Below are 26,224 nucleotides of genomic sequence, written 5' to 3' on the forward strand. Positions count from 1 at the left end.
CCCCGTTTCAGACCCCAAGACTTACAACCCTGAGAGGGATTGACGCATAGTGCTCGACGTCAACTTCTTCGACGAGCTCCGGATCGGTCTGGCCACCGCTGACGACATCCGTCAGTGGAGCCACGGCGAGGTCAAGAAGCCCGAGACCATCAACTACCGCACCCTCAAGCCCGAAAAGGACGGACTCTTCTGCGAGAAGATCTTCGGTCCGACCCGGGACTGGGAGTGCTACTGCGGCAAGTACAAGCGCGTCCGCTTCAAGGGCATCATCTGTGAGCGCTGTGGCGTCGAGGTCACGCGCGCCAAGGTGCGCCGTGAGCGGATGGGCCACATCGAGCTGGCCGCTCCCGTCACCCACATCTGGTACTTCAAGGGCGTTCCGTCGCGGCTGGGCTACCTGCTCGACCTCGCCCCGAAGGACCTCGAGAAGGTCATCTACTTCGCCGCGTACATGATCACGTACGTGGACGAGGAGCGCCGTACGCGCGACCTGCCCTCGCTGGAGGCCCACGTCTCCGTCGAGCGCCAGCAGATCGAGAACCGTCGCGACGCCGACCTCGAGGCCCGCGCCAAGAAGCTCGAGACCGACCTGGCCGAGCTCGAGGCCGAGGGCGCCAAGGCCGACGTGCGCCGCAAGGTGCGCGAGGGTGCCGAGCGCGAGATGAAGCAGCTGCGCGACCGTGCGCAGCGCGAGATCGACCGCCTCGACGAGGTGTGGAACCGGTTCAAGAACCTCAAGGTCCAGGACCTCGAGGGCGACGAGCTGCTCTACCGCGAGCTGCGCGACCGCTTCGGCACCTACTTCGACGGCTCCATGGGTGCCGCTGCCCTGCAGAAGCGCCTGGAGTCCTTCGACCTCGACGAGGAGGCCGAGCGCCTCCGCGAGATCATCCGCACCGGCAAGGGCCAGAAGAAGACCCGTGCGCTCAAGCGCCTCAAGGTCGTCTCCGCGTTCCTGCAGACCAGCAACAGCCCCAAGGGCATGGTGCTGGACTGCGTGCCGGTCATCCCGCCGGACCTTCGCCCGATGGTGCAGCTGGACGGTGGCCGCTTCGCGACCTCCGACCTGAACGACCTGTACCGCCGTGTGATCAACCGCAACAACCGCCTGAAGCGGCTTCTCGACCTCGGCGCGCCCGAGATCATCGTGAACAACGAGAAGCGCATGCTCCAGGAGGCCGTGGACGCCCTCTTCGACAACGGTCGTCGTGGTCGCCCGGTCACCGGTCCCGGCAACCGCCCGCTGAAGTCCCTGAGCGACATGCTCAAGGGCAAGCAGGGTCGTTTCCGTCAGAACCTGCTCGGTAAGCGAGTCGACTACTCGGCGCGTTCCGTCATCGTCGTCGGCCCGCAGCTGAAGCTGCACCAGTGCGGTCTGCCCAAGGCCATGGCGCTGGAGCTCTTCAAGCCGTTCGTGATGAAGCGCCTGGTCGACCTGAACCACGCGCAGAACATCAAGAGCGCCAAGCGCATGGTCGAGCGCGGCCGCACGGTCGTGTACGACGTGCTCGAAGAGGTCATCGCGGAGCACCCGGTTCTGCTGAACCGTGCGCCCACGCTGCACCGCCTCGGCATCCAGGCCTTCGAGCCGCAGCTGGTCGAGGGCAAGGCCATCCAGATCCACCCGCTCGTCTGCACCGCGTTCAACGCGGACTTCGACGGTGACCAGATGGCCGTGCACCTGCCGCTCTCCGCGGAGGCGCAGGCCGAGGCCCGCATCCTGATGCTGTCCTCGAACAACATCCTCAAGCCGGCCGACGGCCGTCCGGTGACGATGCCGACCCAGGACATGGTCCTCGGTCTGTTCTTCCTCACCACCGACGGCGAGGGCCGCGACCTCAAGGGCGAGGGCCGTGCCTTCGGTTCCGCCGCCGAGGCGATCATGGCGTTCGACGCGGGCGACCTGTCGCTCCAGTCGAAGGTCGACATCCGCTTCCCGGTGGGCACCATCCCGCCCCGCGGCTGGGAGCCCCCGGCGCGCGAGGAGGGTGAGCCGGAGTGGCAGCAGGGTGACACCTTCACCCTGAAGACCACGCTGGGCCGCGCGCTCTTCAACGAGCTGCTGCCCGAGGACTACCCGTTCGTCGACTACGAGGTCGGCAAGAAGCAGCTCTCCGAGATCGTCAACGACCTCGCCGAGCGCTACCCGAAGGTCATCGTGGCGGCGACGCTCGACAACCTGAAGGCGGCCGGCTTCTTCTGGGCGACCCGTTCCGGCGTCACCGTGGCCATCTCCGACGTCGTCGTTCCCGAGGCGAAGAAGGAGATCGTCAAGGGCTACGAGGCGCAGGACGAGAAGGTCCAGAAGCAGTACGAGCGCGGTCTGATCACCAAGGACGAGCGCACGCAGGAGCTCATCGCGATCTGGACCAAGGCGACCAACGAGGTCGCCGAGGCGATGAACGACAACTTCCCGAAGACCAACCCGATCTTCATGATGGTGAACTCGGGTGCACGAGGCAACATGATGCAGATGCGTCAGATCGCCGGTATGCGTGGTCTGGTGTCGAACGCGAAGAACGAGACGATCCCGCGGCCCATCAAGGCCTCGTTCCGTGAGGGTCTGTCCGTGCTGGAGTACTTCATCTCCACGCACGGTGCCCGTAAGGGTCTGGCGGACACCGCTCTGCGTACCGCCGACTCGGGTTACCTCACGCGTCGTCTGGTCGACGTCTCCCAGGACGTCATCATTCGCGAGGAGGACTGCGGCACCGAGCGCGGTCTGCGGCTGCGGATCGCCGAGCGTGGCGACGACGGTGTGCTGCGCAAGACGGACGACGTCGAGACCAGCGTGTACGCCCGCATGCTCGCCGAGGACGTCGTCATCGACGGCAAGGTCATCGCGCCGGCCAACGTCGACCTCGGTGACGTGCTCATCGACCAGCTGGTGCACCACGGTGTCGAGGAGGTCAAGACCCGTTCGATCCTGACCTGCGAGTCCCAGGTCGGCACCTGCGCCATGTGCTACGGCCGCTCCCTGGCCACCGGCAAGCTGGTCGACATCGGTGAGGCGGTCGGCATCATCGCCGCCCAGTCCATCGGTGAGCCCGGTACCCAGCTGACGATGCGTACCTTCCACACCGGTGGTGTGGCCGGTGACGACATCACCCAGGGTCTGCCGCGTGTCGTCGAGCTCTTCGAGGCCCGTACCCCGAAGGGTGTCGCCCCGATCTCCGAGGCCTCCGGCCGCGTCCGGATCGAGGAGACCGAGAAGACCAAGAAGATCGTCGTCACCCCGGACGACGGCAGCGACGAGACGGCGTTCCCGATCTCGAAGCGTGCCCGTCTGCTGGTCGGCGAGGGCGACCACGTCGAGGTGGGCCAGAAGCTCACCGTGGGTGCCACCAACCCGCACGACGTGCTGCGCATCCTGGGTCAGCGTGCCGTCCAGGTCCACCTGGTCGGCGAGGTCCAGAAGGTCTACAACTCGCAGGGCGTGTCGATCCACGACAAGCACATCGAGATCATCATCCGGCAGATGCTGCGCCGCGTGACGATCATCGAGTCCGGCGACGCCGAGCTGCTGCCCGGCGAGTTGGTCGAGCGCACGAAGTTCGAGACCGAGAACCGTCGTGTGGTCCAGGAGGGCGGTCACCCGGCCTCCGGTCGTCCGCAGCTGATGGGTATCACCAAGGCCTCGCTGGCGACGGAATCCTGGCTGTCGGCCGCCTCCTTCCAGGAGACGACCCGAGTCCTGACGGACGCGGCGATCAACGCCAAGTCCGACAGCCTCATCGGCCTCAAGGAGAACGTCATCATCGGTAAGCTCATCCCGGCCGGAACGGGCCTGTCCCGCTACCGCAACATCCGGGTCGAGCCGACCGAGGAGGCCAAGGCCGCGATGTACTCGGCCGTCGGCTACGACGACATCGACTACTCGCCGTTCGGCACGGGCTCCGGCCAGGCCGTTCCGCTGGAGGACTACGACTACGGTCCGTACAACCAGTAAGCGGGCAGCTTGACGCACTGAAGGGCGGTCACCCCACGGGGTGGCCGCCCTTCGGCGTGTTCGGGGCGGGGTCTTTTACGGCACGCCCAGTTCGAAGATGACGTAGTGCGCGTACCAGCCGGAGGCGAGCGCGGCCGTGGTGAAGAAGACCACCAGGCTCGGGCGCTTCAGGCGGCTCAGGGCGACGGCCGGGGCGAGGAGCAGGGGGAAGGCGGGCAGCAGGTAGCGCATCGTGTTGCCGAACATCTGCTGGGTGCCGAGGACGGTGATGATCGTCGCCAGGGTGTAGGCGACGAGGACCAGCGGGGGCTTCTTGCGCAGCATCAGGGCGATCAGGAAGGGCAGTGCCAGGACCAGCTGCACGGAGAGCAGGTCCGGGGTGGAGAAGGCGAAGGGGTAGTCGCCGCGGCCCACCGCGAGGTTGCGCAGCACGTCCAGGGTGTAGGCGCCGTAGTCGAAGAAGTGCGCCCAGCCCTCGCGCTGGAGCGTGAAGTACGCGGTCGCCTCGCCGGTGCTGTAGCCGACCCAGGCGATGTAGCCCAGCAGGCCCAGGGGAGCGACGACCATGGCGTAGACCGGGCCGCGTACGCCGTGTTCGCGTCGGCTCGCGGGGCGCGCGAGGGTCACCAGCGCGGCCAGCCCCACGGCGCCGATGAGCACGGCGGACGTGGGGCGGTTCAGGCCCGCGGTGAAGGCGAGGAGGCCCGCCGTCACCCAGCGCTTGGTCATCACGGCGTAGCAGGTCCAGGCGGCGATGGCGACGAACAGGGACTCGGAGTACACCGCCCACTCGACGCCGGCGCCGGGCGCCACGGCCCACAGCCCCGCGGCGATCGTGCCGGCCCGGGCTCCCGCGATCAGCTGGATCACGGCGTAGATCCCGGCCGCGGCGACGAACGACGACAGAACGGAGACCAGGATTCCGGAGCCGTAGAGGCCGAGGCCTGTGGACTCCGAGACCATGCGGATCAGGGCCGGGTAGAGCGGGAAGAACGCGACCGAGTTCTGCTGGACCGTGAACAGGCCGTCGGAGTCGAGCCGCACCAGCGCGGGGTGGTAGCCGTGCTCGGCGACCTGGAGGTACCACCAGCCGTCCCAGGTGGCCAGGACGTCCCACCAGTGGGCGCCGCCGCCGAAGCGCGGGTTCTTGCCCTTGTAGTCCCCGGCGTACTCCAGCAGGGAGGCGAAGACCGCGAGGCCGACGAGCTTGGTGACGCCGTACAGGGCGAGCGGGGCCAGGTAGGGCCGGGCGCCGGGGGGCAGGGACGGGGGCCAGGTCCGCCAGGAGCGTTCCCGGCCCCCGTCCGACAGCCGTTTCCCTGCGCCGGCCGACGTGTCGGTCACCATGTCGTCGGCAGCCGTGTCCATGGCTGTCATCCCCTCAGTCCATCCTCAACCGTGCGTTGCTGCCATAAGATCGCACAAGAGTCGCACAGCTGTGCTCAATGTCAGGCTGTCAGGGGGGAGGGGAGGCACGGTGCCCGAGAAACGGGACGAGGAGCAGCGAGAAACGATCCTGCTGTCGGTCGTCATTCCGATGTACAACGAGGAAGAGGTCCTGCCCGCGCTGGTCAGCAGGCTCCGCCCGGTCCTGACCGAGCTGGGCGTCCCCCACGAGGTCGTCGCGGTGGACGACGGCAGCGGTGACCGCACGGCGGAGCTGCTCGCCGCCTTCCGGCTGGGCTGGCCGGAACTGCGCGTGGTGTCGCTGCGGCGCAACTCCGGCCACCAGGCGGCCCTCACCGCCGGACTGGACCGCGCGGAGGGCGCCTACGTGGTGAGCCTGGACGCCGACCTCCAGGACCCGCCGGAGAAGATCCCCGACATGCTGGCGCTGGCCCGCGGCCAGGGCCTCGACATCGTGTACGGCGTCCGCGCCGACCGCAGCAGCGACACCGGGTTCAAGCGGTGGACGGCCGGTGTCTACTACCGGCTCATGCGGCGTCTGGCGGGTCCCTCGGTCACCGCGCAGGCGGGCGACTTCCGGCTCCTCAGCCGGGCCGCGGTGGACGCCCTGAAGGCACTGCCGGACCAGCAGCGGGTCTACCGGCTCCTCGTGCCCTGGCTGGGCTTCCCCAGCGGGCAGGTGACCTACGAGCGCGCTCCGCGCACCGCGGGGCGTACCAAGTACCCGCTGGGCCGGATGATCCGCCTCGCGGTCGACAGCGTCACCGGCTTCTCCGCGGCCCCGCTGCGGCTGGCCACCTGGCTGGGCGCCGGTGCCTTCGTGGTCTGTCTGGGGCTGCTGGTCTACACGCTCACCGCCTTCGCGCTGGGGCGTACGGTGCCGGGCTGGACGTCGCTCTTCACGGGGATCGTGTTCATCGGCGCCGTCCAGCTGATCTGCGTCGGTCTGCTCGGCGAGTACGTCGGGCGCATCTACACGGCCGTGCAGAACCGGCCGACGTACTTCGTCCGCCACGACACGGCGCAGGACGCGGCACAGGATGCTGCGCACGACACGGTGCGCGACCCGGCGGCGGCGACGCGTGCCGAGGGCGCCGACGTGTCCGCCGGCGTGAAGGGGCCGCGCGTGTCGGTGCGTTGAGTGCCGGCGCCGGGGCTCGCGACCGCCGTGCCGGGTGCCCGGCGCAGACCGGGTGAAACCGGTGCGGGCCGGGCGCCGCTGCCGGTCCCGCCCATTTGTTTTGACCGCAGCGAATGCGATAGGTACGCTCAGACCTTGTGCCTGGGGTGTGCCCTGGCCTTCGTGCGTGCCTTCAACCGCACTGGGGGTCGTGACCGGCCACCGCAATCCGCGCTTCCCTCCGCCTGGCGGTGGGGCCGCGGTATTCGACACACCCGACCGCGTGGGTCGGAGATGTTCCAGGTTAGCTTCACCATTCGGCACACAGAAACCGGAGAAGTAGTGCCTACGATCCAGCAGCTGGTCCGCAAGGGCCGGCAGGACAAGGTCGAGAAGAACAAGACGCCCGCACTCGAGGGTTCCCCTCAGCGTCGTGGCGTCTGCACGCGTGTGTTCACGACCACCCCGAAGAAGCCGAACTCGGCCCTGCGTAAGGTCGCGCGTGTGCGTCTGACCAGCGGGATCGAGGTCACCGCTTACATTCCGGGTGAGGGGCACAACCTGCAGGAGCACTCCATCGTGCTCGTGCGCGGCGGCCGTGTGAAGGACCTGCCTGGTGTTCGCTACAAGATCATCCGCGGTTCGCTCGACACCCAGGGTGTCAAGAACCGCAAGCAGGCCCGCAGCCGCTACGGCGCCAAGAAGGAGAAGTAAGAATGCCTCGTAAGGGCCCCGCCCCGAAGCGCCCGGTCATCATCGACCCGGTCTACGGTTCTCCTCTGGTGACCTCCCTGATCAACAAGGTGCTGCTGAACGGCAAGCGCTCCACCGCCGAGCGCATCGTCTACGGCGCCATGGAGGGCCTGCGCGAGAAGACCGGCAACGACCCGGTCATCACGCTGAAGCGCGCTCTGGAGAACATCAAGCCGACCCTCGAGGTCAAGTCCCGCCGTGTCGGTGGTGCGACGTACCAGGTTCCGATCGAGGTCAAGCCCGGTCGCGCCAACACGCTCGCGCTGCGCTGGCTCGTCGGTTACTCCCGCGCCCGTCGCGAGAAGACCATGACCGAGCGTCTGCTCAACGAGCTCCTCGACGCCTCCAACGGCCTGGGTGCCGCTGTGAAGAAGCGCGAGGACACGCACAAGATGGCCGAGTCCAACAAGGCCTTCGCGCACTACCGCTGGTAGTCGCTACCCACATCGAGACCGAGAGAAGACTGAAGCCTTATGGCTACCACTTCACTTGACCTGGCCAAGGTCCGCAACATCGGGATCATGGCCCACATCGACGCGGGCAAGACGACCACCACCGAGCGGATCCTGTTCTACACCGGTGTGTCGTACAAGATCGGTGAGGTCCACGACGGCGCCGCGACCATGGACTGGATGGAGCAGGAGCAGGAGCGTGGCATCACGATCACGTCTGCTGCGACCACCTGTCACTGGCCGCTCGAGGACAACGACTACACGATCAACATCATCGACACCCCGGGGCACGTCGACTTCACCGTCGAGGTGGAGCGTTCCCTGCGTGTGCTCGACGGTGCCGTGACCGTGTTCGACGGTGTCGCCGGTGTCGAGCCGCAGTCCGAGACGGTGTGGCGTCAGGCCGACCGTTACGGCGTGCCGCGTATCTGCTTCGTCAACAAGCTGGACCGTACCGGCGCCGAGTTCCACCGCTGCGTGGAGATGATCTCGGACCGCCTGGGCGCCCAGCCGCTCGTCATGCAGCTCCCGATCGGCGCCGAGGCCGACTTCAAGGGCGTCGTGGACCTGGTCCGCATGAAGGCGCTCGTGTGGTCCGCCGACGCGGCCAAGGGCGAGATGTACGACACCGTCGACATCCCGGCCACGCACACCGAGGCCGCCGAGGAGTGGCGCGGCAAGCTGGTCGAGGCCGTCGCGGAGAACGACGAAGAGATCATGGAGCTGTTCCTGGAGGGCCAGGAGCCCACCGAGGAGCAGCTGTACGCCGCGATCCGTCGCATCACCATCGCGTCCGGCAAGTCCGACGACACCACGGTCACCCCGGTGTTCTGCGGCACCGCGTTCAAGAACAAGGGCGTCCAGCCCCTGCTCGACGCGGTCGTGCGCTACCTGCCGACCCCGCTCGACGTCGAGGCCATCGAGGGCCACGACGTCAAGGACCCCGAGGTCGTCGTCAAGCGCAAGCCGTCCGAGGACGAGCCGCTGGCCGCGCTCGCGTTCAAGATCATGAGCGACCCGCACCTCGGCAAGCTCACCTTCGTCCGGGTCTACTCGGGCCGCCTGGAGTCCGGCACCGCGGTGCTGAACTCCGTCAAGGGCAAGAAGGAGCGCATCGGCAAGATCTACCGCATGCACGCCAACAAGCGTGAGGAGATCGAGTCGGTGGGCGCCGGCGACATTGTCGCCGTCATGGGCCTGAAGCAGACCACCACCGGTGAGACGCTGGCCGACGACAAGAACCCGGTGATCCTGGAGTCCATGGACTTCCCGGCGCCGGTCATCGAGGTCGCGATCGAGCCCAAGTCCAAGGGCGACCAGGAGAAGCTGGGTGTCGCCATCCAGCGTCTCGCGGAGGAGGACCCCTCCTTCCAGGTGCACACCAACGAGGAGACCGGCCAGACCGTCATCGGCGGTATGGGCGAGCTTCACCTCGAGGTGCTGGTCGACCGGATGAAGCGCGAGTTCAAGGTCGAGGCCAACGTCGGCAAGCCGCAGGTCGCCTACCGTGAGACGATTCGCAAGGCCGTCGAGCGCGTGGACTACACCCACAAGAAGCAGACCGGTGGTACCGGTCAGTTCGCCAAGGTGCAGATCGCGATCGAGCCGATCGAGGGCGGCGACGCCTCGTACGAGTTCGTGAACAAGGTCACCGGTGGCCGCATCCCGAAGGAGTACATCCCTTCGGTCGACGCCGGTGCGCAGGAGGCCATGCAGTTCGGCATCCTGGCCGGCTACGAGATGACGGGCGTCCGCGTCACGCTCATCGACGGTGGCTACCACGAGGTCGACTCCTCCGAGCTCGCCTTCAAGATCGCCGGTTCGCAGGCCTTCAAGGAGGCCGCGCGCAAGGCTTCGCCCGTGCTCCTCGAGCCGATGATGGCCGTCGAGGTCACCACGCCCGAGGACTACATGGGTGAGGTCATCGGCGACATCAACTCCCGCCGTGGCCAGATCCAGGCCATGGAGGAGCGGGCGGGTGCCCGCGTCGTGAAGGGCCTCGTGCCCCTGTCGGAGATGTTCGGCTACGTCGGAGACCTCCGTAGCAAGACGTCGGGTCGCGCAAGCTACTCGATGCAGTTCGACTCCTACGCCGAGGTTCCCCGGAACGTCGCCGAGGAGATCATCGCGAAGGCCAAGGGCGAGTAACGGACTCCGTTTAACGGACCCCGTGAACACGCTTTAGGCTTGACCCCGGAGCCTGCAAGGGGCATTCCGCCGCCAACCCGGCGGAATGCCCCGGGCCCGGGTTTCCCAGCAAAGATCACCTGGCGCCGATGAGTAAGGCGTACAGAACCACTCCACAGGAGGACCCCAGTGGCGAAGGCGAAGTTCGAGCGGACTAAGCCGCACGTCAACATCGGCACCATCGGTCACATCGACCACGGTAAGACGACCCTCACGGCCGCCATTACCAAGGTGCTGCACGACGCGTACCCGGACCTGAACGAGGCCTCGGCCTTCGACCAGATCGACAAGGCTCCCGAAGAGCGCCAGCGCGGTATCACCATCTCCATCGCGCACGTCGAGTACCAGACGGAGACGCGTCACTACGCCCACGTCGACTGCCCCGGTCACGCGGACTACATCAAGAACATGATCACGGGTGCGGCGCAGATGGACGGCGCCATCCTCGTGGTCGCCGCCACCGACGGCCCGATGCCGCAGACCAAGGAGCACGTGCTCCTGGCCCGCCAGGTCGGCGTTCCGTACATCGTCGTCGCCCTGAACAAGGCCGACATGGTGGACGACGAGGAGATCCTGGAGCTCGTCGAGCTCGAGGTGCGTGAGCTCCTCTCCGAGTACGAGTTCCCGGGCGACGACGTTCCCGTCGTCAAGGTCTCCGCTCTGAAGGCCCTCGAGGGCGACAAGGAGTGGGGCAACTCGGTCCTCGAGCTCATGAAGGCCGTGGACGAGGCCATCCCGGAGCCCGAGCGCGACGTCGACAAGCCGTTCCTGATGCCGATCGAGGACGTCTTCACCATCACCGGTCGCGGTACGGTCGTCACCGGCCGCATCGAGCGTGGTGTCCTCAAGGTCAACGAGACCGTCGACATCATCGGCATCAAGACCGAGAAGACCACCACCACGGTCACCGGCATCGAGATGTTCCGCAAGCTCCTCGACGAGGGCCAGGCCGGTGAGAACGTCGGTCTGCTCCTCCGTGGCATCAAGCGCGAGGACGTCGAGCGCGGCCAGGTCATCATCAAGCCCGGTTCGGTCACCCCGCACACCGAGTTCGAGGCCCAGGCCTACATCCTGTCGAAGGACGAGGGTGGCCGTCACACCCCCTTCTTCAACAACTACCGTCCGCAGTTCTACTTCCGTACGACGGACGTGACCGGCGTCGTGACCCTCCCCGAGGGCACCGAGATGGTCATGCCGGGTGACAACACCGAGATGAAGGTGGAGCTCATCCAGCCCGTCGCCATGGAAGAGGGCCTGAAGTTCGCCATCCGTGAGGGTGGCCGGACCGTGGGCGCCGGCCAGGTCACCAAGATCAACAAGTAAGCTCCGCTTGCTTGTCGGTCCGTCGACCTGACATGGGCTGATGCCTGAAAGGGCCCGTACGACTTCGGTCGTACGGGCCCTTTCGCCTTTTCCGGGTGTTCACTCCCGGGTGCCCGCGAGCTCCACCGGCCGGCGTCGCAGGGCCAGGGCGGCGGGGGCGACCGACGCGACCACTGCGAGCACCGCGCAGGCGGAGACGGCCGCGGCGATCGTCGCCCACGGCAGTTCCAGCGTGGTGCGCACCGACAGCAGGCCCAGCGCCGCCCACATCCCGGCCAGGTTGAGCCCGGCCACGGCCAGTCCCAGGACCGCGCCGACCGCGACGACCGTCAGGGATTCGGCGCCCACCAGGCGCAGTACCTGACCGTTGGTCGCCCCGGCCAGGCGCAGCGCCGCCAGGTCGCGGGTTCGGTCGGAGGTGGCCATCACCATCGTGTTGACCAGGGAGATGCCGGTGTAGAGCAGGGCGATGCCGAGGATCAGGAGGAGGCCGAGGCGGGTCGGGCGGTTGGTCTCCGGGTGGGTGGCCGCGACCCACTCGTCCCTGGTGAGCACCTGCCCGCCGGCCGGCCGCACCGCCTCGCGCAGCCCGGCGGCCACGGCCCCGCTGTCGGCGCCGTCGGCGAGGGTGACGTCCACCCGGTCGACGGGGGCGCCGGGGGCGTTGGCCGCGGTGACGTAGACGCCGTTGCCGCCGGTGCCGGTGCGCATCACCGCGGCGATGCGCAGCGTCCGCTCCGTGCCGTCCCCGAGCCACACGCGCACGCTCTGCCCCACGGAGTGCCGCTCCCACTCCTCGTTGACGATGATCGAGTCGTCGTCGAGGGCGGACACGTTCCCCGCGGCGAGCGGCAGCCGGGTGGTGGCGGCGAGGGCCGCGGGGTCGGTGACGGCGCGTGCGTCGGACCTGATCAGTGCCACGCCCTCCTCCAGGACGTACACCGCGCTCGTCGCGGTCGGCGCGACCTCGGCCCCGGACACCGCACGCAGCCGCGCCACGGTCCGCGCATCGAAGCCCGTGCCGCCGTCGGGTGAGGTGACCACGAAGGCGGCGGTGGTCCGCTCGCGCGTCTCCGTGGCCTTCGCCGCGTTCAGCGTCGCGGTGGCGCCGAGCAGGGAGCCGGCGAGGGCGACGGTGACCAGTACGGGGGCCGCGACGGCCGCGGTGCGGCGCACGCCGGCCGCCGCGTTCTCGCGCACCAGCATGCCCGCGGCGCCCGGCAGGCGGGCCGGCAGCCAGGCCAGCAGGCGGGTCAGCGGACGCACCACGACCGGTGCCAGCAGCGCCGCGGCGGTGATCAGCAGCATCGGGCGGCTCACATAGGTCTTGCGGTGCAGCAGGTCGCCGGGGTCGTCGAGCAGGGCGAGGCAGAACGTCACCAGGGCGGTCAGCAGCAGCCCGAGACCGCCCAGCCACCGGCCCCGGGTCATCGCCCCGGCGTCCACCGAGGCCTCCCGCAGCGCCTCGGTGGGCGCGGTCCGGCCGGCCCGCCAGGACGCCGCGACCGCTCCGCCCAGGGCGACGAGGAGCCCGGTCCAGAAGGCCGTGTGGTAGGGCCAGGTGTGGTCGCCGATGGTGAACCAGACCGGTGCCAGGCCCTCGTCGACCACCCACTCCGCCAGCCGCGGCGCCCCGTACGCACCCAGCACGCAGCCGGCCGCGGAGGCGAGCACCCCCACGCCGAGCGCCTCGGCGAACACCGCCCGGCGGATCTGCCCCGGCGTCGCCCCGGCCGTGCGCAGCAGCCCGAACTCCCGGCGCCGCTGGGCCACCGCGAAGGCGAACGTGGACGCCACCACGAACACCGAGACGAACGCGGTGACACCACCGGCCGTGCCGAACAGGGCGTTCATCGCGGTCAGCGCCTCGCTGTCCCGGTCGGGATCGGCGTCGGCGTACCGTCGGTCGTCCCCGGCGAGGACCTGGACGCCCGTGCTGCTCCGCACCGCCTCCCGTACGGCGGAGACCTCCGCGTCGACCACCAACTGCACGCTGTGCGGGGCGAGCCGGACGGCCCGCGCGTCGGTGAAGAAGACGGCGTCCTCGAAACCGCGGTCGGGCACGGTGCCCACGACCCGGAGGGTGCCGCGGTCCGTCCTGAGGCGCTCGCCCGGCGCGGCCCAGCCGCCGGTGACGACGACCTCGTCGGCCGCGCGCGGCGCACGGCCCGCGTCGAGGGCGTACGGGGCGAACGCGGCGGTCGACCAGGGGTGGCCCACCAGGCCGCCGGGCCCGTCGTCGGCCCGTACGGGGAAGGACCGGTCCTCGACGACCGTGCCGAGCCGCGCCAGCTTCGCCACCGTCGGGGCGGGCACGGCACGCGGCTGCGCGAGCCGCTCCGTACGGTCGCCGATCGGCGTCGGCACGCGCAGGGTGTCCTGCCCCCGGACCACCACCGGCGCGGCGGCGAAGCGCTCCGGCGCGCGGTCCGGCGCGTCCGTCGAGGAGGCCAGGGCCAGCCCCGTCACGGCGAGCAGGGCGACCCCCAGGGACAGCGCGACGAAGCTGCCGGTGAAGGTGACCCAGCGGATGCGCAGGGTGCGCAGGGCGGTACTCAGCACGGGACGGTCTCCAGGTGGGTCATGCGGGTGGCGATGGTGTCGGCGTCCGCGCCGGTGAGCCGGCCCTCCACGCGGCCGTCGACCAGGAAGATCACATGGTCCGCGTGGGCCGCGGCCACCGGGTCGTGCGTCACCATGACGACCGTCTGGCCCTCGCCGTCGACCATGCCGCGCAGCAGCGTCAGCACCTCGCGCCCGGTCCGCGAGTCCAGCGCGCCGGTCGGCTCGTCGCCGAACAGCACCTCGGGGCGGGTGATCAGCGCGCGGGCCAGGGCGACGCGCTGCTGCTGGCCGCCGGACAGCTCCGTGGGCCGGTGCCGGGCCCGGTCGCCGAGGCCGACCCGGGCGAGCACCTCGCGTACCCGGGCGCGGGAGGGGCGGCGGCCGGCCAGGCGCAGGGGGAGCGCCACGTTCTGCGCCGCGGTCAGGGACGGCAGCAGGTTGAAGGCCTGGAACACGAACCCGATGCGCTCGCGGCGCAGCAGGGTCAGCCTCCGTTCGCTCAGCGCGGTCAGATCGGTGCCGCCGACACGGACCGACCCCGACGTGGGCCGGTCCAGGCCGGCGGCGCACTGCAGCAGGGTCGACTTGCCCGAGCCGGAGGGGCCCATCACGGCGGTGAACGTGCCCCGGGGGAAGGTCAGGGAGACCTCGTCGAGAGCCGTCACGGTGCTGTCGCCCGTTCCGTAGCGCCTGCTGACGGAGCGCAGTTGGATCGCGTCGTCGTTGCTCATCTGTCCCCACTCTTCGGTCGGCTGCTCGGTGCCTTCACGAAACCGTCCGGGGCGTCTCCGGCGCAGTGCGGCAGGGGCGAGAACAGGGGTATGGCAGGCCCTACCCCCGGTCCTCGCCCTGGGCCGATGGCCCTGCTGCGCACCGCGGATCTACGGTGATCCGCATGCACCCCCGAAACGTGTGGCGGGCCCTGTCCGCCCCCGGCTACCTGCTCTCGGCGTGGCCCTGGCGCGCGGTCGCCTACCTGGTGACCGGCGCGCTGGCCGGTGCCGTGACCCTGGTGGGCCTCGTGGTCGCGGTGGCCCTCGGCAGCGTTCTCGCCGTCGTCGTGGTGGGGCTGCCGATCCTGGTGCTCACCGCCCTCGCGGGCATCCCCGTGGCGCGGTCGGAACGGCACAGGTTGCGCCTGGTCGACCGCGACCCCGTGCCCGTCCGGCACCGGCGGCAGCCTCCCGCCACGGGCCCCTGGCCCTGGCTGACCACCCGGCTGCGGGAGCGGGCGACCTGGCGGGAGCTCGGCTTCGCCCTGCTGTTCGCCCTCCTGCTCTGGCCGGTGGACGCCCTCGTCGTCGCCACCGCGCTGGCGCTGCCGCTCGCCACCGTCGCCACCCCGCTGCTGATGGCCACCGTCGGCGACGGCGAGGAGGCGAAGGTCGTCAAGCTGTGGACGGTCACCACCTGGCCGACCGCGTTCGGCGCGGCCGTGCTCGGGTTGCTGCTGCTCGCCCTGGGCGCCTACGCGCTGGGCCTGACGGCGGGCGCACGGGCCGCGCTGACCCGCGTACTGCTGGGAACGCCGCGCGAGGCGGACCTGGACGCACGCGTCGTCGAACTCGCCCGCTCCCGCGTCCGGTTGGTGGACGCCTTCGACGCGGAGCGCCGCCGGATCGAACGCGACCTGCACGACGGCGCCCAACAGCGCCTCGTCGCCCTGACGATGACCCTGGGCCTGGCCCGCCTCGACGCGCCGCCCGGGCCGCTCGCGGACCAGCTGGCCAAGGCCCACGGAGAGGCGGGCAGGGCCCTGGAGGAGCTGCGCGAGCTGATCCACGGCATCCACCCGAAGGTGCTCACCGACCACGGCCTGGCGGCGGCCGTCGATGACGCCGCCGACCGCTCCGCCGTCCCGGTGGACGTCCGCCTGGTGCTGCCGGGCCGACTGCCCCGCGCCGTGGAGGCCGCCGCCTACTTCGTGGTCTGCGAGGCCCTGGCCAACGTCGCCAGGCACAGCGGCGCCGACCGCGCGGAGGTGACCGGCGGGCACGGCGACGGACGGCTGTTCCTGGAGGTCCGCGACGACGGCCGGGGCGGCGCCGAGGCCGGGGCGGGCAGCGGCCTGACCGGACTGGCCGACCGGGTGTCGGTCCTGGATGGCAGACTCTCCCTGTCCAGCCCGCCGGGCGGACCGACCCTGTTGCGCGTGGAGATTCCTTGCGAATGGACCGAACGCTTCGCGTAGTGCTGGCCGAGGACAGCGTGCTGCTGCGCGACGGGCTGACCGGCCTGCTGGCCCGCTTCGGCCACGAGGTGGTGGCGGCCGTCGGCGACGCGGAGGCGCTCCTCGCGGCCGTGACGGAACACGCCCCGGACATCGTCGTCACGGACGTCCGCATGCCGCCCGGCTTCCAGGACGAGGGCCTGCACGCGGCGGTGCGGCTGCGCGAGCGGCGCCCCGCCCTGCCCGTCCTCGTCCTCAGCCAGTACGTCCAGCGGTCCTACGCCGCCGAGTTGCTGGACTCCGGCGACGGAACCGGCGTCGGGTACCTGCTGAAGGACCGCGTCGGCCAGGTCGAGGAGTTCGTCGACGCCCTGGCCGAGGTCGCGGCCGGCGGCACGGTCGTCGACCCGGAGGTGGTACGCCAGTTGCTGCGCCGCCGCCGGGACCCGCTGGCGCGGCTCAGCCCCCGCGAGCGGGAGGTGCTGGCGTTGATCGCCGAGGGCAGGTCCAACGGCGCCATCGCACGCCAACTCGTCGTCTCCGAGGCCGCCGTGGGCAAGCACATCGGCAGCATCCTCACCAAGCTCGACCTGCCCCCGGCGACCGAGACGCACCGCAGGGTGCTGGCGGTGCTGGCGTATCTGCGGGCCTGATTCTCCTGCGTCCTGCGTCCTGCGTCCTGCGGACACGCGCGGGCCCGGGTGCCCCCACAGGTGCACCCGGGCCCGCCCCCCGTACCTCCGTCGCCTCAGTGGCCGATGTGGCTCACACCCGCTGCCACAGTGCCGGGACGTTCGGAGGTTCCCAGCCCGGCTGGGCCTGGTGGCCCTGGAGGCAGCGGTACGTGGCGCCGCCGTACGTCGCCGTGTCGCCCGGCTGGTAGACGGTTCCGGCCGCCCAGGTGCCGCCGGGCGGGGGCTCCTCGGGGCCGCCGTCGTCGGTCGTCTTCAGGGTGAGGCCGTAGTTCTGGAGCAGCGGGTTGATCGGCTGGAAGAAGGTCTCGCCGCCGCTGCGGCAGTCGCCCGAGCCGCCCGAGGTGACGCCCTGTGCCTGGCTGCCGGAGATGTACGAGCCGCCCGAGTCACCGGGCTCGGCGCACACCGTGGTGCGGGTGACGCCGCTGATGGTGCCCTCGGGGTAGGTCACGCTGGTGTTGTGCTGCTGGATGGTGCCGCAGTGCCAGCCGGTGGTGGAGCCGGAGCGGCACACGGACGCGCCCACCGGCGCCTGCGTGGACCCGGTGACCTGGACGTTCTGGCCGCCGGCGCCGTTGACGTACGGGGTCGCCCTCCAGTTGGAGTTGACCGCCACCCACGCCATGTCCCGGCCCGGGAAGGTCGAACCCTGGAAGGTGCCCTGCGCCACGCGGTTGTACCCGGTCGTGCTCGCACCGGTCCGCCCGCAGTGACCGGCGGTGGCGAAGCCCTCCTGGGTGCCCTTGGTGACCGGGAAGCCGATCGAGCAGCGTCCGCTGTTGTTGATGTAGTACGCCTCGCCGCCGCGCAGGTCGTACAGCGGGCGGGGCCTCTGGGCCGTCTTCTCGACCCGGGCGAGCCCGGCGTCGACCCCGGCCGCGTCGAGGAGGGCGCGGGCCGCGGACGGGCGTACGGCCTGCACGGTGACCGTGTTCGTGCGTACGTCGACGTACCGGACGGGCGCGTCGGTGGTGTCCCGGTCGGCGGCGACCCGGTCCAGCCGGAACTTGGCCGCGTCCAGCTCGGCGAGCGAGTGCCGTACGACCTGTGCCACGGCACCCTGCGCCTCGATCGCCGCGACGTCGGCCGCGTCCGTCGTCGCGACCGTCAGCGTGCCGGACTCGGCGCCCCGCACCCACGCGCCCGCGAAGTCGCCGCCCAGCGCGGCCCGGAGCCGGCCCGCGGTGGCGCCCGCCTCGGCCTCGTTGGCGAGGCGGCGCTCGGCCTGCTGCCGGTCGAGGCCGAGGTCGCGCTGCATGGCGATGAGGAGCGCGGGGGGCGCGGCGTCGGTGCGGAGGGCCTCGGCCGCGGTGGGTGCGGAGCCGGTGGGGGCCGTCCCGGCGCTCGCGGAGCCGCTGAGCCCGGCCACGAGCAGGGCGGCCGTCGCCGCGAGCGCGGCGCCCGCGGCCCTGGCTCCGGGTCTGAACTGTCGGTGGGGCATGGGGGATCTCCTCGGTTTCGGTGGGGAGGTGCCGAAACCGTAGGGAGGGCCGACCGGCGCGCGGAAGACGTCGGCCGACCCTCTCCCCGGCGTTATGGAAGCGGCGTGCGACCGCCGTCACGGGACCCGGTGCGCCGCCATCCACTCCGTGTAGCTGTCGCTGCTCGCCGCCACGCCCGCGTGGGCCATGCGGGCCTGCGCCAGCACGGTCGCGGCGGTGTCCTGCCGCTGGGTCACCGCGTGCCAGCCCAGCAGGTGCCGCCAGGCCAGCGGCGTGCCGGTGAGGGGCCGGGTGACGATGCCGGGCGTGGTCGGGAAGGTCGCCCGGCACAGGCCCACCGCTCGTCCCACCTGCACCAGGTGTACCAGGGACGCGGTGTCCGTCTCGTACATGCGGCGGGGGGTGAACCCGGCGCGGGCGCAGGACGCGGTGAAACAGTCGCCGAAGCAGCCGTCACCGGGTACGCAGGCCCACTCCTCGCCCGCCAGCTCGGTCAGCTCCACCTCCGGCCGGTGGGCGAGCGGGTGACCGTCGGGCACCATGACGAAGACCGGGTCCACGGCGACCTCCCGCCACACCAGCCCCGCGGCACCGGGCGGGGACGCGGAGCCGCAGGTCCCGGCGAGCGCGAAGTCCAGCCGCCCTTCGGCCAGTTGCTCGGCGAGTTCCCGCTCCGACCACGACGTACAGGTCGTCATCCGGGCATCCGGCGCCACGTCCGCCAGCCGGTGCACCAGGGCGCCCAGTAAAGGCCCGTGCGTCCCGCCCAGCCGCAGGTGCCGTGCCGTACGGGGCGCCCGCGCGAACCGCGCCGCCTCCTGCTGCAACTCGGTCACCGCGGGCAGCACGATCCGGCTCCGCTCCAGCACCAGTTCCCCCAGCGCGGTCGCCCGCACCCCGTGTCTCCCCCGCTCGAACAGCGCCCCGCCCAGGGCGCGTTCGATCCGCTTGAGCTGTGCGCTCAACGCGGGCTGTGCGAGACCGAGTGCCGTCGCCGCCCGGGTGAGGCTGCCGGCGTCGGCGATGGCCCGGACCGTCTTGAGATGCCGCAACTCCAGCTCCATGAGGGGAGCTTGCGACGGGGGAGAGGCGGGGGCAAGAGGTTGGTCCGGACCTGTGACGGTGAACCGTTTGGCACGAGCAGGACCGAGTAGGACCGAACCTGTCCTACTGTCCTCCTAACGTCTCCCTCATGACCACGCCAGAGGACACCCAGGCACCCTCGTTCCGCTACTCCGCCGTCACCTTCGACTGCCCCGACCCCGCCGAACTGGCCCGCTTCTACGGTGAGGCCCTCGGCCTGCCCGTCGCCTTCTCCACCGACGACTTCGTCCTGCTCGGCGGCGGCCCGGACGGCGCGGCCGGCCTCGGCTTCAACCGCCTCGCCGACTACCGCCGCCCCACCTGGCCGGACCCCTCCCAGGAGAAGCAGGCCCACATCGACCTGGGCGTCGACGACCTGGACACGGCCGAGGCCCGCCTGCTCGCCCTGGGCGCGACCAAACCCGACTTCCAGCCGGAGCCGGACCGGTGGCGGGTCCTGCTGGATCCGGCGGGACATCCGTTCTGCGTGTCGACGGTGGCGTGACGGGAGGTCGGAGAGCGATCAATAGACGAAGCTGTGCATGATGCCGCCTACGTTCGGTGAACGGAACTGCGGGACCGGTGCGTCACGGGGGACGACTCCCACGCAGACCTCGTACGACGTTCCGGGCATCAGCCGCACTTCCACGACATGCTCCCTACGCAGGGGCGTGAGCTCGGCTCGCATGTCGTGCCATCCGTAGGGCTGGTCCGTGGCCGCCACATAGTCGACGACCTTCTTCGTCGCCGTCTCCTCAAGCCACATGTACACGTCGACCAGACGCGGCGTCTCCGTCCCGGTCAGCTCGTACACCATGTAGGCCTTGGTGCCCTCCCGGCGTACACATACATCGACGGTCACGCCCTCGGCAGTCGTACGACCGCGGCAGTCATCGGCCTGCGTCTCCTGCGGGGACGGAGAGGAGGGCGGCGAGGCTTCGGGGGGCGGGGCGGCGGCACCGGAGGGCGAAGGGCTGCTGGTCGGTTCCGACCGGGCGGCGGGTGGCGGCGCGGTGTCCTTCGCTTCGGCCGTGGGCCCCTTCGATGGCGAGAAGCTCGGGCTCGGTGACGAGGAGACCTTCGCGGCGGTGGTGCCCTGATCGTTGCGGGCCGACTGCCATGGACCGAAGGCCCACAGAGCCACGCCCCCACCGCCGAGTACCACCGCCAGTCCCGCGGCGAGCAGCATGCGCATCGAGCGGGACGCGGAGCGAGTCGGCGGGCTGGGCGGTGGGCCGTGGTAGTGGTACTCGGTGATGTGCTGCGCCCCGCCCGTCTGGTAGGTCCGGGCCTGGTCCTTGGGCGTCGCCTCGTACTTCACCGACGCGGGGTCGGGAGGGGTGTCGCTCATCGCTCGGTGATGTGCTGATCGCGAGCAGACTGGTAGACGCGCGCGTTGCCCGACGGGCTTGCGTTGAACACGACCGACGGCTGGTGGTCAGGGGACCGCGTGGGCACCGTCAGCTCCTCGTCGACCATGCGCCGCAGTTCCGGTGCGAGTTCCGGATGGCGGGCGAGCAGCCGTACGAAGCGGGCCCGCCACGCGTCGACGGCGGCCTCCCGCAAGGGGTCTACGTCTGTGTCGGAGATCGTGCCCTCGGAGCCCTGCCGGGAGCCGTCCTGCTGTCGGCCTGTAGCCGTGCGCAGCAGTTCGCGGTCCTCGGCCAGATCCGACTCGACATCGGCGGTTCGGCCCGGCTGGACCCTGCGCCACAGGCCGACGACGGCGTCCCGGCCGCGTTCCCAGGTCTCGGAGGCCAGCACGTTCACCAGAGCCGTGCCCGCTACCGACGCGAGAGTCAGCAGTTCGGCTTCCATGGGTGGTATCCCCTTCGTGATCCGACACCCCGCTCCGTCGGTGGCGACGTGTCCGCCGGGGTGATTGAGAGTGGCTCAGTTTAGAGGACAACAAGCCTCAGGGAAGCCGTAGTTGATGGCCAGTCAGGTGATCACCGGCTTGTCGTGTCGTCGCTTCGCGCGGTTCAGGAATCCAGCGGGATCGACGCTTGCTCTGCGGCCGAGCCCAGGTATGTGTACTCGGTGGCCCGTGCGATACCCACAGCTGCCACCAGTCATCCCACACACCCCTTTCCGTAAAGTATGTCCGTTCCTCGGGCGTCATGCGCTCTAACCGGAAGACGTTGCCGACGGGGCGGTACCCGACTCTCGTCGGCGAGACGCCGTACCTTTCTTTCACGCTGTCCCTGCTCTTGAACGCGACGGTCAGCCACTTCGAGCCGGGCTTACCGCGTACTGCGCGCTCGGCCCTGGCATCGATCAGCAGAGTCGCGTCGATGTTCTGTGTGTCGATTTTTGCGCTGACATAGCTGCCGCCCAGCCACAGCCGGTGGACGAGGGCGAGTCCGCCGAGGTCATCGGCGTGCCTGTCCTCAAGGGTGAAGAATCTCTCCAGGTAGTCCTGCAGCCCGTCCCACAGTCGGGTGCGGGTGACGGACTCGCGAAACTCCGGCGCGCTGACCAACGTGGATTCCGCTTCGTCGAAGGAAACCGAGTACCGGCCCAGCGGCAGGAATCCGTTGGGAGCGAAGGAAGGCAACACGGGCTGTGGGTCCTGTCGGTGTGTTGATGTCCAGGGAGAGTCACGATGTGCCGTGCGGTCCATCCTGCCGCCACAGGAGTCGGGCCGACGGAGCTTTCGGTGACGTGACTCACCGCGAGGGAGCACTTCAGGCAGTGGGTTTCCGGGGGCTGTGCGCTTCAGACGCGTGTGCAAGCTGTTCTCAGAAGCCCAGGTAGGTGATCTGGACGACATAGACGCGTTCAGTCCGCACGACGATCTGGTACCTGAACATCCCGCCGGGGACTGTGATGTCGGCGCCCTTCGGATCGTCTCCGCCGTACGCGTGGCCTTGTAGGTATCGTGCTTCTGCCGCTCTGACCAGTTCGGCGGCCTTGCGTTCCACTGCGGTGAGAAAGCCGGGCGGGGCGGTGCGGGCGGTTTCCTCCGCGCCGAAGGCGTACTCCCAGGCCCAGCTCAAGCGTGTACAGCCTTCATCGCCTCGTTCAGGACGATGCTCAGCTCTCGCAAAGCCTCACGGGCGGTCGCCGGGTCCTCGTGTTCCAGGTTGCTCTCGGCATGGGCGTGGCGGGCTGCGAGGTCGGGTCGGCGGGCGATCTCGATATCGCGGGCCCAGGCCAGGGCCCAGCTCCGCACGGGGCTGAGTGACTGCCATTCCAGAGCCTTGGCGAAGGCCTCGTCTTTGGTTTGCTGCATCTCCGGCAGGCGGCCGGGGGCGACGACGGCGAGGGCGGCCCGCAGTGCGTCCGGCGTCTGCTCGGGACGGGGGACCAGCTCGTGTCCGTGGTCGGCCTGCGTGCTCATGGAGTCCTCCCGGGAGTGCACTGGCCAGGGTAGTCGTCCGGGAGGGCTGGGGTATCGGGGCGCGAACATCGAACCTGTTTCTCCTGTTCAGCGAGTGTGTGAAGGGGAGCGGCAGTCGCGGCAGCGGTCCTCTGCTTCGGGGGCTCGGAAGCCTCGGTCGCAGCCGTCGCAGTTGCGGAGGGGGTGGCGGGGTGGCGGTGGAGCCGCGGACGCCCGGGCGCGGAGTGGGGCCGGGGGCGGCAGCTGGTCGGCCAGGCGGTGGGCGAGGAGGGCGGCGGGGCGGCGCAGGGGCTCGTCGGGCAGGCCGGCGGTCAGGGCTTCGCGTACGGCTGTGGAGGTGACGTTCCGTTCCAGCCAGGCGGCGACGCCGGGGGCCAGGTGGGCGGTGTCGGTCGCGGAGAGAAGGAGGCGGGGGTCGTGTCGGCGCAGAGTGGTGAGGAGGTCGGTGGCCTGCTGGAGGAGCGCGGGGGCCTTGCTGCTCGGCTGCGGTACGGCGAGGAGGGCCTTGCGGGGGCGGGTGCCGCGCGGGTGTGGCCGGTTCGTTCGCTCCGTTGCCGGGCGCTCGGGGCGCTCGGGGCACCCGGTGTCGGCCGGCTCGCGCCGGTGCTTCGGCTGGTTGCAGGAGACGGTGCGGGTGATGATGCGGCCTGTGGGGGTGCGTACGCGTTCGCGGCGCAGGTAGCCGTGGGCCTCCAGCTCGCGCAGGGCGGCGGCGATCCGGGTCGGTCCCTCGGGGAAGCGTGCGGTGAGCGACTTGATGTCGGCGCCCGCGCCGGTGGGCAGCGACTGGAGGTGACAGCTGAGGCCGATCGCCAGCAGCGACAGCTCCTTGTGCTGGACCAGGTGGTTGCCGATCACCACGAAGCGGGTGGTGTGGCGGGTGTTCTCGTGGATGATGCCGCCGCCGTGACGACGCGAACGGGTCGGATCGGCGGCGGGGGCTGACTGGGCGCGCGTGGGCGCGCTAGGGTTTTGGGTACCCATCGGGAAGGTCTTCCTCTTCCTTGGTGGTAGGCCCTCGCACCGGGATGCCAGTCCCGGCGGGGGCCGAAGTCTTTTTGCGGTTGTGTGCGCTGAGCGTAGGAGAGTTGGGGGCTCGGAAATCCAGCTCAGCCGGTGATGTTCACCCGCCCGAGTGATGACGAGCCTCGGGCGGAGGGGTGGGGCTTGGTGGGGTTCTTTCTCCCAAGTTCTTTTTATTGGTAAGGCACCGAGGGCACCGGAACCTCAAAACGTGGGTTCCGGTGGCGTGAAGCCCAGTTCGGCCCAGACGGTCTTGCGCGGAAACCGGTCCTCCGATACTCCCCAGCGGTCCGCCAGCGCCTCGACGAGCAGCAGGCCCCGGCCGGATTCGGCGTCGGGCGCGGGCGTTCGGAGGCAGGGCAGTTCCTCGCCCCGGGTGTCGGTGACCTCGATGCGGAGGGTGTCGCCGACGACGTAGAGCGTGAGCCGGAAATCGCGGCCGGGGACGCGTCCGTGGGCCGCCGCGTTGCTCGCCAGCTCGGCGACGAGAAGGCGTGCCGGGTCCAGGGGCAGTCCCCAGGAGCGGAGTTGCTCGGTCGCAAGCAACCGGGCGAGGCGGGCACCGCGACGCGTGGGGGAGAGCTGCACGCTGAAGTTGCGGACAGAAGTCGTGAGTTCGGCGGATTTCTGCTTCACGTCACTCAGCGTGGCCGCGTGTGCGTACCGTGAGAAGTGACTCAGCGGGTACGTACGGTGACTGTCCGGTGGTTGTCCACTGGTGTCGGTGCTGTCGGGTGGGGCGTACGGGTAGGGCGCTGGGGGCGATTCGGCCAGTACGACGAAGGGGCGCGGGATGACGACGGTCGAGGTGGACGAGCCGGGGTGGGAAGTGGACCCCGATGACGAGTGGGGCGTCGCGGTCATCACCACGGTGGGGCGGCAGTTGAAGCTCCGGCGCGAGGCGGTGGGGATGCGGGCCGCCGAGTTCGGAGAGGCCGTCGGGTACGGGGAGGACCTCGTATACAAAGTCGAGGGCGGGAAACGGATTCCCCGGCAGGAGTATCTGGACAGGGCCGACGAGATCCTGGACGCGGGCGGGCTGATCTCGGCCACTTGGGAGGACGTGAAGAAGGTCCGGTATCCGAAGCGGGTGCGGGAGTTGGGCAAGTTGGAGGCGAAAGCGGCTGAGATCGGTATCTACGAGTGCAACAGCGTCCATGGGCTGTTGCAGACGCCGGAGCACGCTCGCGCCCTGATGGAGGCGGCACAGCCGCCGTACTCCGCAGATGACGTGGAGCGCATGGTGGCTGCCCGCCTGGCTCGGCAGACAGTTCTCGAACGCGATCCGGCCCCATCGATCCACTTCGTCCTGGAAGAGGCGCCGTTGCGTCGGCCGGTTGGAGGCACAATGGTGTGGCAGCGCCAGCTCGAACGTTTGCTAGAGGTGGGGCGGTTGAACCACGTCACGCTGCAGGTCATGCCGACGAACACCGATGCCCATCCTGGGGTGGACGGCAAGATCGAGCTGCTGAAGTTCCCGGACGGTACGGCGGTGGGGCGTTCCGATGGTGCGTTCAATGGGCGGCCAATCGCTGAGCCCAGGGACTTGCGCATCCTTGAGTTGCGGTATGGCACCATCCGGGCGCAGGCTCTCCCGCCCAGGGAGTCGTTGGCCTTCATCGAGACACTGCTGGGAGAAACATGATCCGCGAGGCCGAACTGGTCTGGTTCAAGAGCAGCTACAGCAGCGGCACCGACGGCAACTCCTGCGTCGAACTGGCCCTCACCCCCAGCACCATCCACGTCCGCGACTCCAAGCACGTACAGGACGGCCCCCGCCTGGCGCTCACCCCGACCGCCTGGACGAACTTCCTCCCGTACGCGTCGGAGAGCTGACGACCTCCTGCGTGCCCACGACCGCCAGCAGCTCCAGCAACCCCGCGCTGTCCGTCCCCACGGCCGGTGTGAACCACAGGAGCCGCTGGCGGCCGTCCTCGCTGAACAGGTTGAGGCAGTTGACCTCGATGACGCCGATCGTCGGGTGGACGATGCGTTTGCGGTCGTCCCGCCGGAAGGCCACGTCGTGCTCGGCCCACAGCGCGGCGAACTCGGGGGAGACGTCGAGCAGCGTACGGATCATCCCGCCGACTTCCGCGTCCTTCGCGTCCCGCCTCGCGGCGGCCGCACGCAGGTCGGCGACGAAGGCGCGGGACTGGCTCGCGTGGTCGGCCTCGGGATACAGGCGCCGGGTGTCGGGCTCGGTGAACCACCGGTGGACGAAGCTGGCCCGCGGCCCCCGGAAGCCGGACTGGTCGCCGACCAGCGCCACGGCCAGTGGATTCTGCACGAGCGTGACGTGCAGGTCGGTGATCACCTGGGCCGGGGTCGACGTCAGACGGCCGAGCAGGTCGAGCATGCCGGGGTGGACGTGCGAGGCGGCCCCGCCCTGCACGGGCACCGGCCGGTCGGCGAGCCGGTAGAGGTAGTCCCGCTCGTCGGCGGACAGCCGCAGCGCCCTCGCCAGCGCGGCGATCATCTGCTCGGACGGCTGGGACCCGGCCCCGCGCTCCAGCTCGTTGTAGTAGTCCACGGACGCCCCGGCGAGGTGGGCGACCTCCTCGCGGCGCAGCCCCGGCACCCGGCGCCGCGGCCCGGCCGGAAGTCCGACGTCGGCCGGGCGGATGCGCTCCCGCCGCGAACGCAGGAACGCTCCCAGCTCGGCGTACTTCACAGCGCTCATACCGTCCATTCTGCGCCGGGCGGGGGCGGTGA

24 protein-coding genes are annotated in these 26,224 nt (G+C 70.1%); 11 read left to right on the plus strand and 13 right to left on the minus strand.

Annotated features, from left to right (window positions below):
* Positions 1-49: 49 nt before the first annotated feature.
* A complete protein-coding gene (locus ACIGO6_RS21890; protein ID WP_399878644.1) occupies positions 50-3,949 on the plus strand; it encodes a DNA-directed RNA polymerase subunit beta' in 3,900 nt (1,299 codons plus the stop codon).
* A gap of 75 nt (positions 3,950-4,024) precedes the next feature.
* Here the strand turns inward: ACIGO6_RS21890 and ACIGO6_RS21895 are convergent, their stop codons facing one another.
* Positions 4,025-5,317: a hypothetical protein gene (locus ACIGO6_RS21895; protein WP_399878953.1), complete on the minus strand. Its 1,293-nt coding sequence runs from the start codon at positions 5,315-5,317 to the stop codon at positions 4,025-4,027.
* A gap of 109 nt (positions 5,318-5,426) precedes the next feature.
* On the opposite strand from ACIGO6_RS21895, the gene ACIGO6_RS21900 reads away from it, so the two are divergent.
* From ACIGO6_RS21900 to tuf, 5 genes are all read left to right on the plus strand, one after another.
* The gene (locus ACIGO6_RS21900) at positions 5,427-6,497 is read left to right on the plus strand and encodes a glycosyltransferase family 2 protein (RefSeq protein ID WP_399878646.1); all 1,071 of its coding nucleotides are present in this window, start codon (positions 5,427-5,429) and stop codon (positions 6,495-6,497) included.
* A 321-nt stretch (positions 6,498-6,818) separates the two neighbouring features.
* Complete coding sequence (gene rpsL, locus ACIGO6_RS21905; protein WP_003948652.1) at positions 6,819-7,190, plus strand: 30S ribosomal protein S12; 372 nt, start codon at positions 6,819-6,821, stop codon at positions 7,188-7,190.
* 2 nt (positions 7,191-7,192) lie between these two features.
* The gene (rpsG, locus tag ACIGO6_RS21910; protein WP_003974303.1) at positions 7,193-7,663 is read left to right on the plus strand and encodes a 30S ribosomal protein S7; all 471 of its coding nucleotides are present in this window, start codon (positions 7,193-7,195) and stop codon (positions 7,661-7,663) included.
* 39 nt (positions 7,664-7,702) lie between these two features.
* Positions 7,703-9,829, plus strand: a complete 2,127-nt coding sequence (gene fusA / locus ACIGO6_RS21915; protein ID WP_399878647.1) for an elongation factor G — start codon at positions 7,703-7,705, stop codon at positions 9,827-9,829.
* Positions 9,830-9,997: 168 nt separating this feature from the next.
* The gene (gene tuf, locus ACIGO6_RS21920; protein WP_161166423.1) at positions 9,998-11,191 is read left to right on the plus strand and encodes an elongation factor Tu; all 1,194 of its coding nucleotides are present in this window, start codon (positions 9,998-10,000) and stop codon (positions 11,189-11,191) included.
* A gap of 99 nt (positions 11,192-11,290) precedes the next feature.
* On the opposite strand, the gene ACIGO6_RS21925 is transcribed toward tuf, so the two are convergent.
* Both ACIGO6_RS21925 and ACIGO6_RS21930 read right to left on the minus strand, forming a co-directional pair.
* Positions 11,291-13,753, minus strand: a complete 2,463-nt coding sequence (locus tag ACIGO6_RS21925; RefSeq protein WP_399878649.1) for an ABC transporter permease — start codon at positions 13,751-13,753, stop codon at positions 11,291-11,293.
* Complete coding sequence (locus ACIGO6_RS21930) at positions 13,747-14,487, minus strand: ABC transporter ATP-binding protein (protein WP_399878651.1); 741 nt, start codon at positions 14,485-14,487, stop codon at positions 13,747-13,749. Before ACIGO6_RS21930 ends, ACIGO6_RS21925 begins: the two co-directional genes overlap by 7 nt.
* A gap of 164 nt (positions 14,488-14,651) precedes the next feature.
* On the opposite strand from ACIGO6_RS21930, the gene ACIGO6_RS21935 reads away from it, so the two are divergent.
* Entirely contained in the window at positions 14,652-15,947 is a 1,296-nt protein-coding gene (locus ACIGO6_RS21935) for a sensor histidine kinase (RefSeq protein ID WP_399878653.1), read from the plus strand.
* Entirely contained in the window at positions 15,926-16,579 is a 654-nt protein-coding gene (locus ACIGO6_RS21940) for a response regulator (protein WP_399878655.1), read from the plus strand. The genes ACIGO6_RS21935 and ACIGO6_RS21940 overlap by 22 nt, the downstream gene beginning before the upstream one ends.
* 112 nt (positions 16,580-16,691) lie before the next feature.
* Here the strand turns inward: ACIGO6_RS21940 and ACIGO6_RS21945 are convergent, their stop codons facing one another.
* Complete coding sequence (locus tag ACIGO6_RS21945; protein ID WP_399878657.1) at positions 16,692-18,062, minus strand: alpha-lytic protease prodomain-containing protein; 1,371 nt, start codon at positions 18,060-18,062, stop codon at positions 16,692-16,694.
* A 117-nt stretch (positions 18,063-18,179) separates the two neighbouring features.
* Complete coding sequence (locus tag ACIGO6_RS21950) at positions 18,180-19,127, minus strand: LysR family transcriptional regulator (protein WP_399878659.1); 948 nt, start codon at positions 19,125-19,127, stop codon at positions 18,180-18,182.
* 128 nt (positions 19,128-19,255) lie between these two features.
* Here ACIGO6_RS21950 and ACIGO6_RS21955 point away from each other — a divergent pair, with 128 nt between their 5' ends.
* Positions 19,256-19,651 (plus strand): VOC family protein, encoded by a 396-nt coding sequence (locus tag ACIGO6_RS21955; RefSeq protein WP_399878661.1) that lies wholly within the window; start codon positions 19,256-19,258, stop codon positions 19,649-19,651.
* An 18-nt stretch (positions 19,652-19,669) separates the two neighbouring features.
* On the opposite strand, the gene ACIGO6_RS21960 is transcribed toward ACIGO6_RS21955, so the two are convergent.
* The 7 genes from ACIGO6_RS21960 to ACIGO6_RS21990 all read right to left on the minus strand — a co-directional run bounded on the left by ACIGO6_RS21960 (position 19,670) and on the right by ACIGO6_RS21990 (position 24,148).
* Positions 19,670-20,497 carry a hypothetical protein gene (locus ACIGO6_RS21960; RefSeq protein ID WP_399878662.1) on the minus strand — a complete coding sequence of 276 codons (828 nt, stop codon included), beginning with the start codon at positions 20,495-20,497 and terminating at the stop codon, positions 19,670-19,672.
* The gene (locus ACIGO6_RS21965; RefSeq protein ID WP_399878663.1) at positions 20,494-20,964 is read right to left on the minus strand and encodes a hypothetical protein; all 471 of its coding nucleotides are present in this window, start codon (positions 20,962-20,964) and stop codon (positions 20,494-20,496) included. Before ACIGO6_RS21965 ends, ACIGO6_RS21960 begins: the two co-directional genes overlap by 4 nt.
* Positions 20,965-21,061: 97 nt before the next feature.
* Complete coding sequence (locus ACIGO6_RS21970) at positions 21,062-21,706, minus strand: DUF6932 family protein (protein WP_399878664.1); 645 nt, start codon at positions 21,704-21,706, stop codon at positions 21,062-21,064.
* 181 nt (positions 21,707-21,887) lie between these two features.
* Entirely contained in the window at positions 21,888-22,145 is a 258-nt protein-coding gene (locus ACIGO6_RS21975) for a hypothetical protein (RefSeq protein ID WP_399878666.1), read from the minus strand.
* Entirely contained in the window at positions 22,142-22,489 is a 348-nt protein-coding gene (locus ACIGO6_RS21980; protein ID WP_399878668.1) for a hypothetical protein, read from the minus strand. Before ACIGO6_RS21980 ends, ACIGO6_RS21975 begins: the two co-directional genes overlap by 4 nt.
* Before the next feature lie 87 nt (positions 22,490-22,576).
* Entirely contained in the window at positions 22,577-23,473 is an 897-nt protein-coding gene (locus tag ACIGO6_RS21985; protein ID WP_399878670.1) for a helix-turn-helix domain-containing protein, read from the minus strand.
* A gap of 243 nt (positions 23,474-23,716) precedes the next feature.
* Positions 23,717-24,148 (minus strand): ATP-binding protein, encoded by a 432-nt coding sequence (locus tag ACIGO6_RS21990; protein WP_399878672.1) that lies wholly within the window; start codon positions 24,146-24,148, stop codon positions 23,717-23,719.
* A 157-nt stretch (positions 24,149-24,305) separates the two neighbouring features.
* On the opposite strand from ACIGO6_RS21990, the gene ACIGO6_RS21995 reads away from it, so the two are divergent.
* A complete protein-coding gene (locus ACIGO6_RS21995; RefSeq protein WP_399878674.1) occupies positions 24,306-25,157 on the plus strand; it encodes a helix-turn-helix domain-containing protein in 852 nt (283 codons plus the stop codon).
* Complete coding sequence (locus ACIGO6_RS22000; protein ID WP_399878676.1) at positions 25,154-25,348, plus strand: DUF397 domain-containing protein; 195 nt, start codon at positions 25,154-25,156, stop codon at positions 25,346-25,348. The genes ACIGO6_RS21995 and ACIGO6_RS22000 overlap by 4 nt, the downstream gene beginning before the upstream one ends.
* Here the strand turns inward: ACIGO6_RS22000 and ACIGO6_RS22005 are convergent.
* Positions 25,299-26,201, minus strand: a complete 903-nt coding sequence (locus ACIGO6_RS22005) for a helix-turn-helix transcriptional regulator (RefSeq protein ID WP_399878678.1) — start codon at positions 26,199-26,201, stop codon at positions 25,299-25,301. The genes ACIGO6_RS22000 and ACIGO6_RS22005 overlap by 50 nt on opposite strands.
* Positions 26,202-26,224 lie beyond the last annotated feature (23 nt).

Origin of the sequence: Streptomyces sp. NPDC053750, assembly GCF_044544295.1 — a bacterium.
GTDB lineage: Bacteria > Actinomycetota > Actinomycetes > Streptomycetales > Streptomycetaceae > Streptomyces.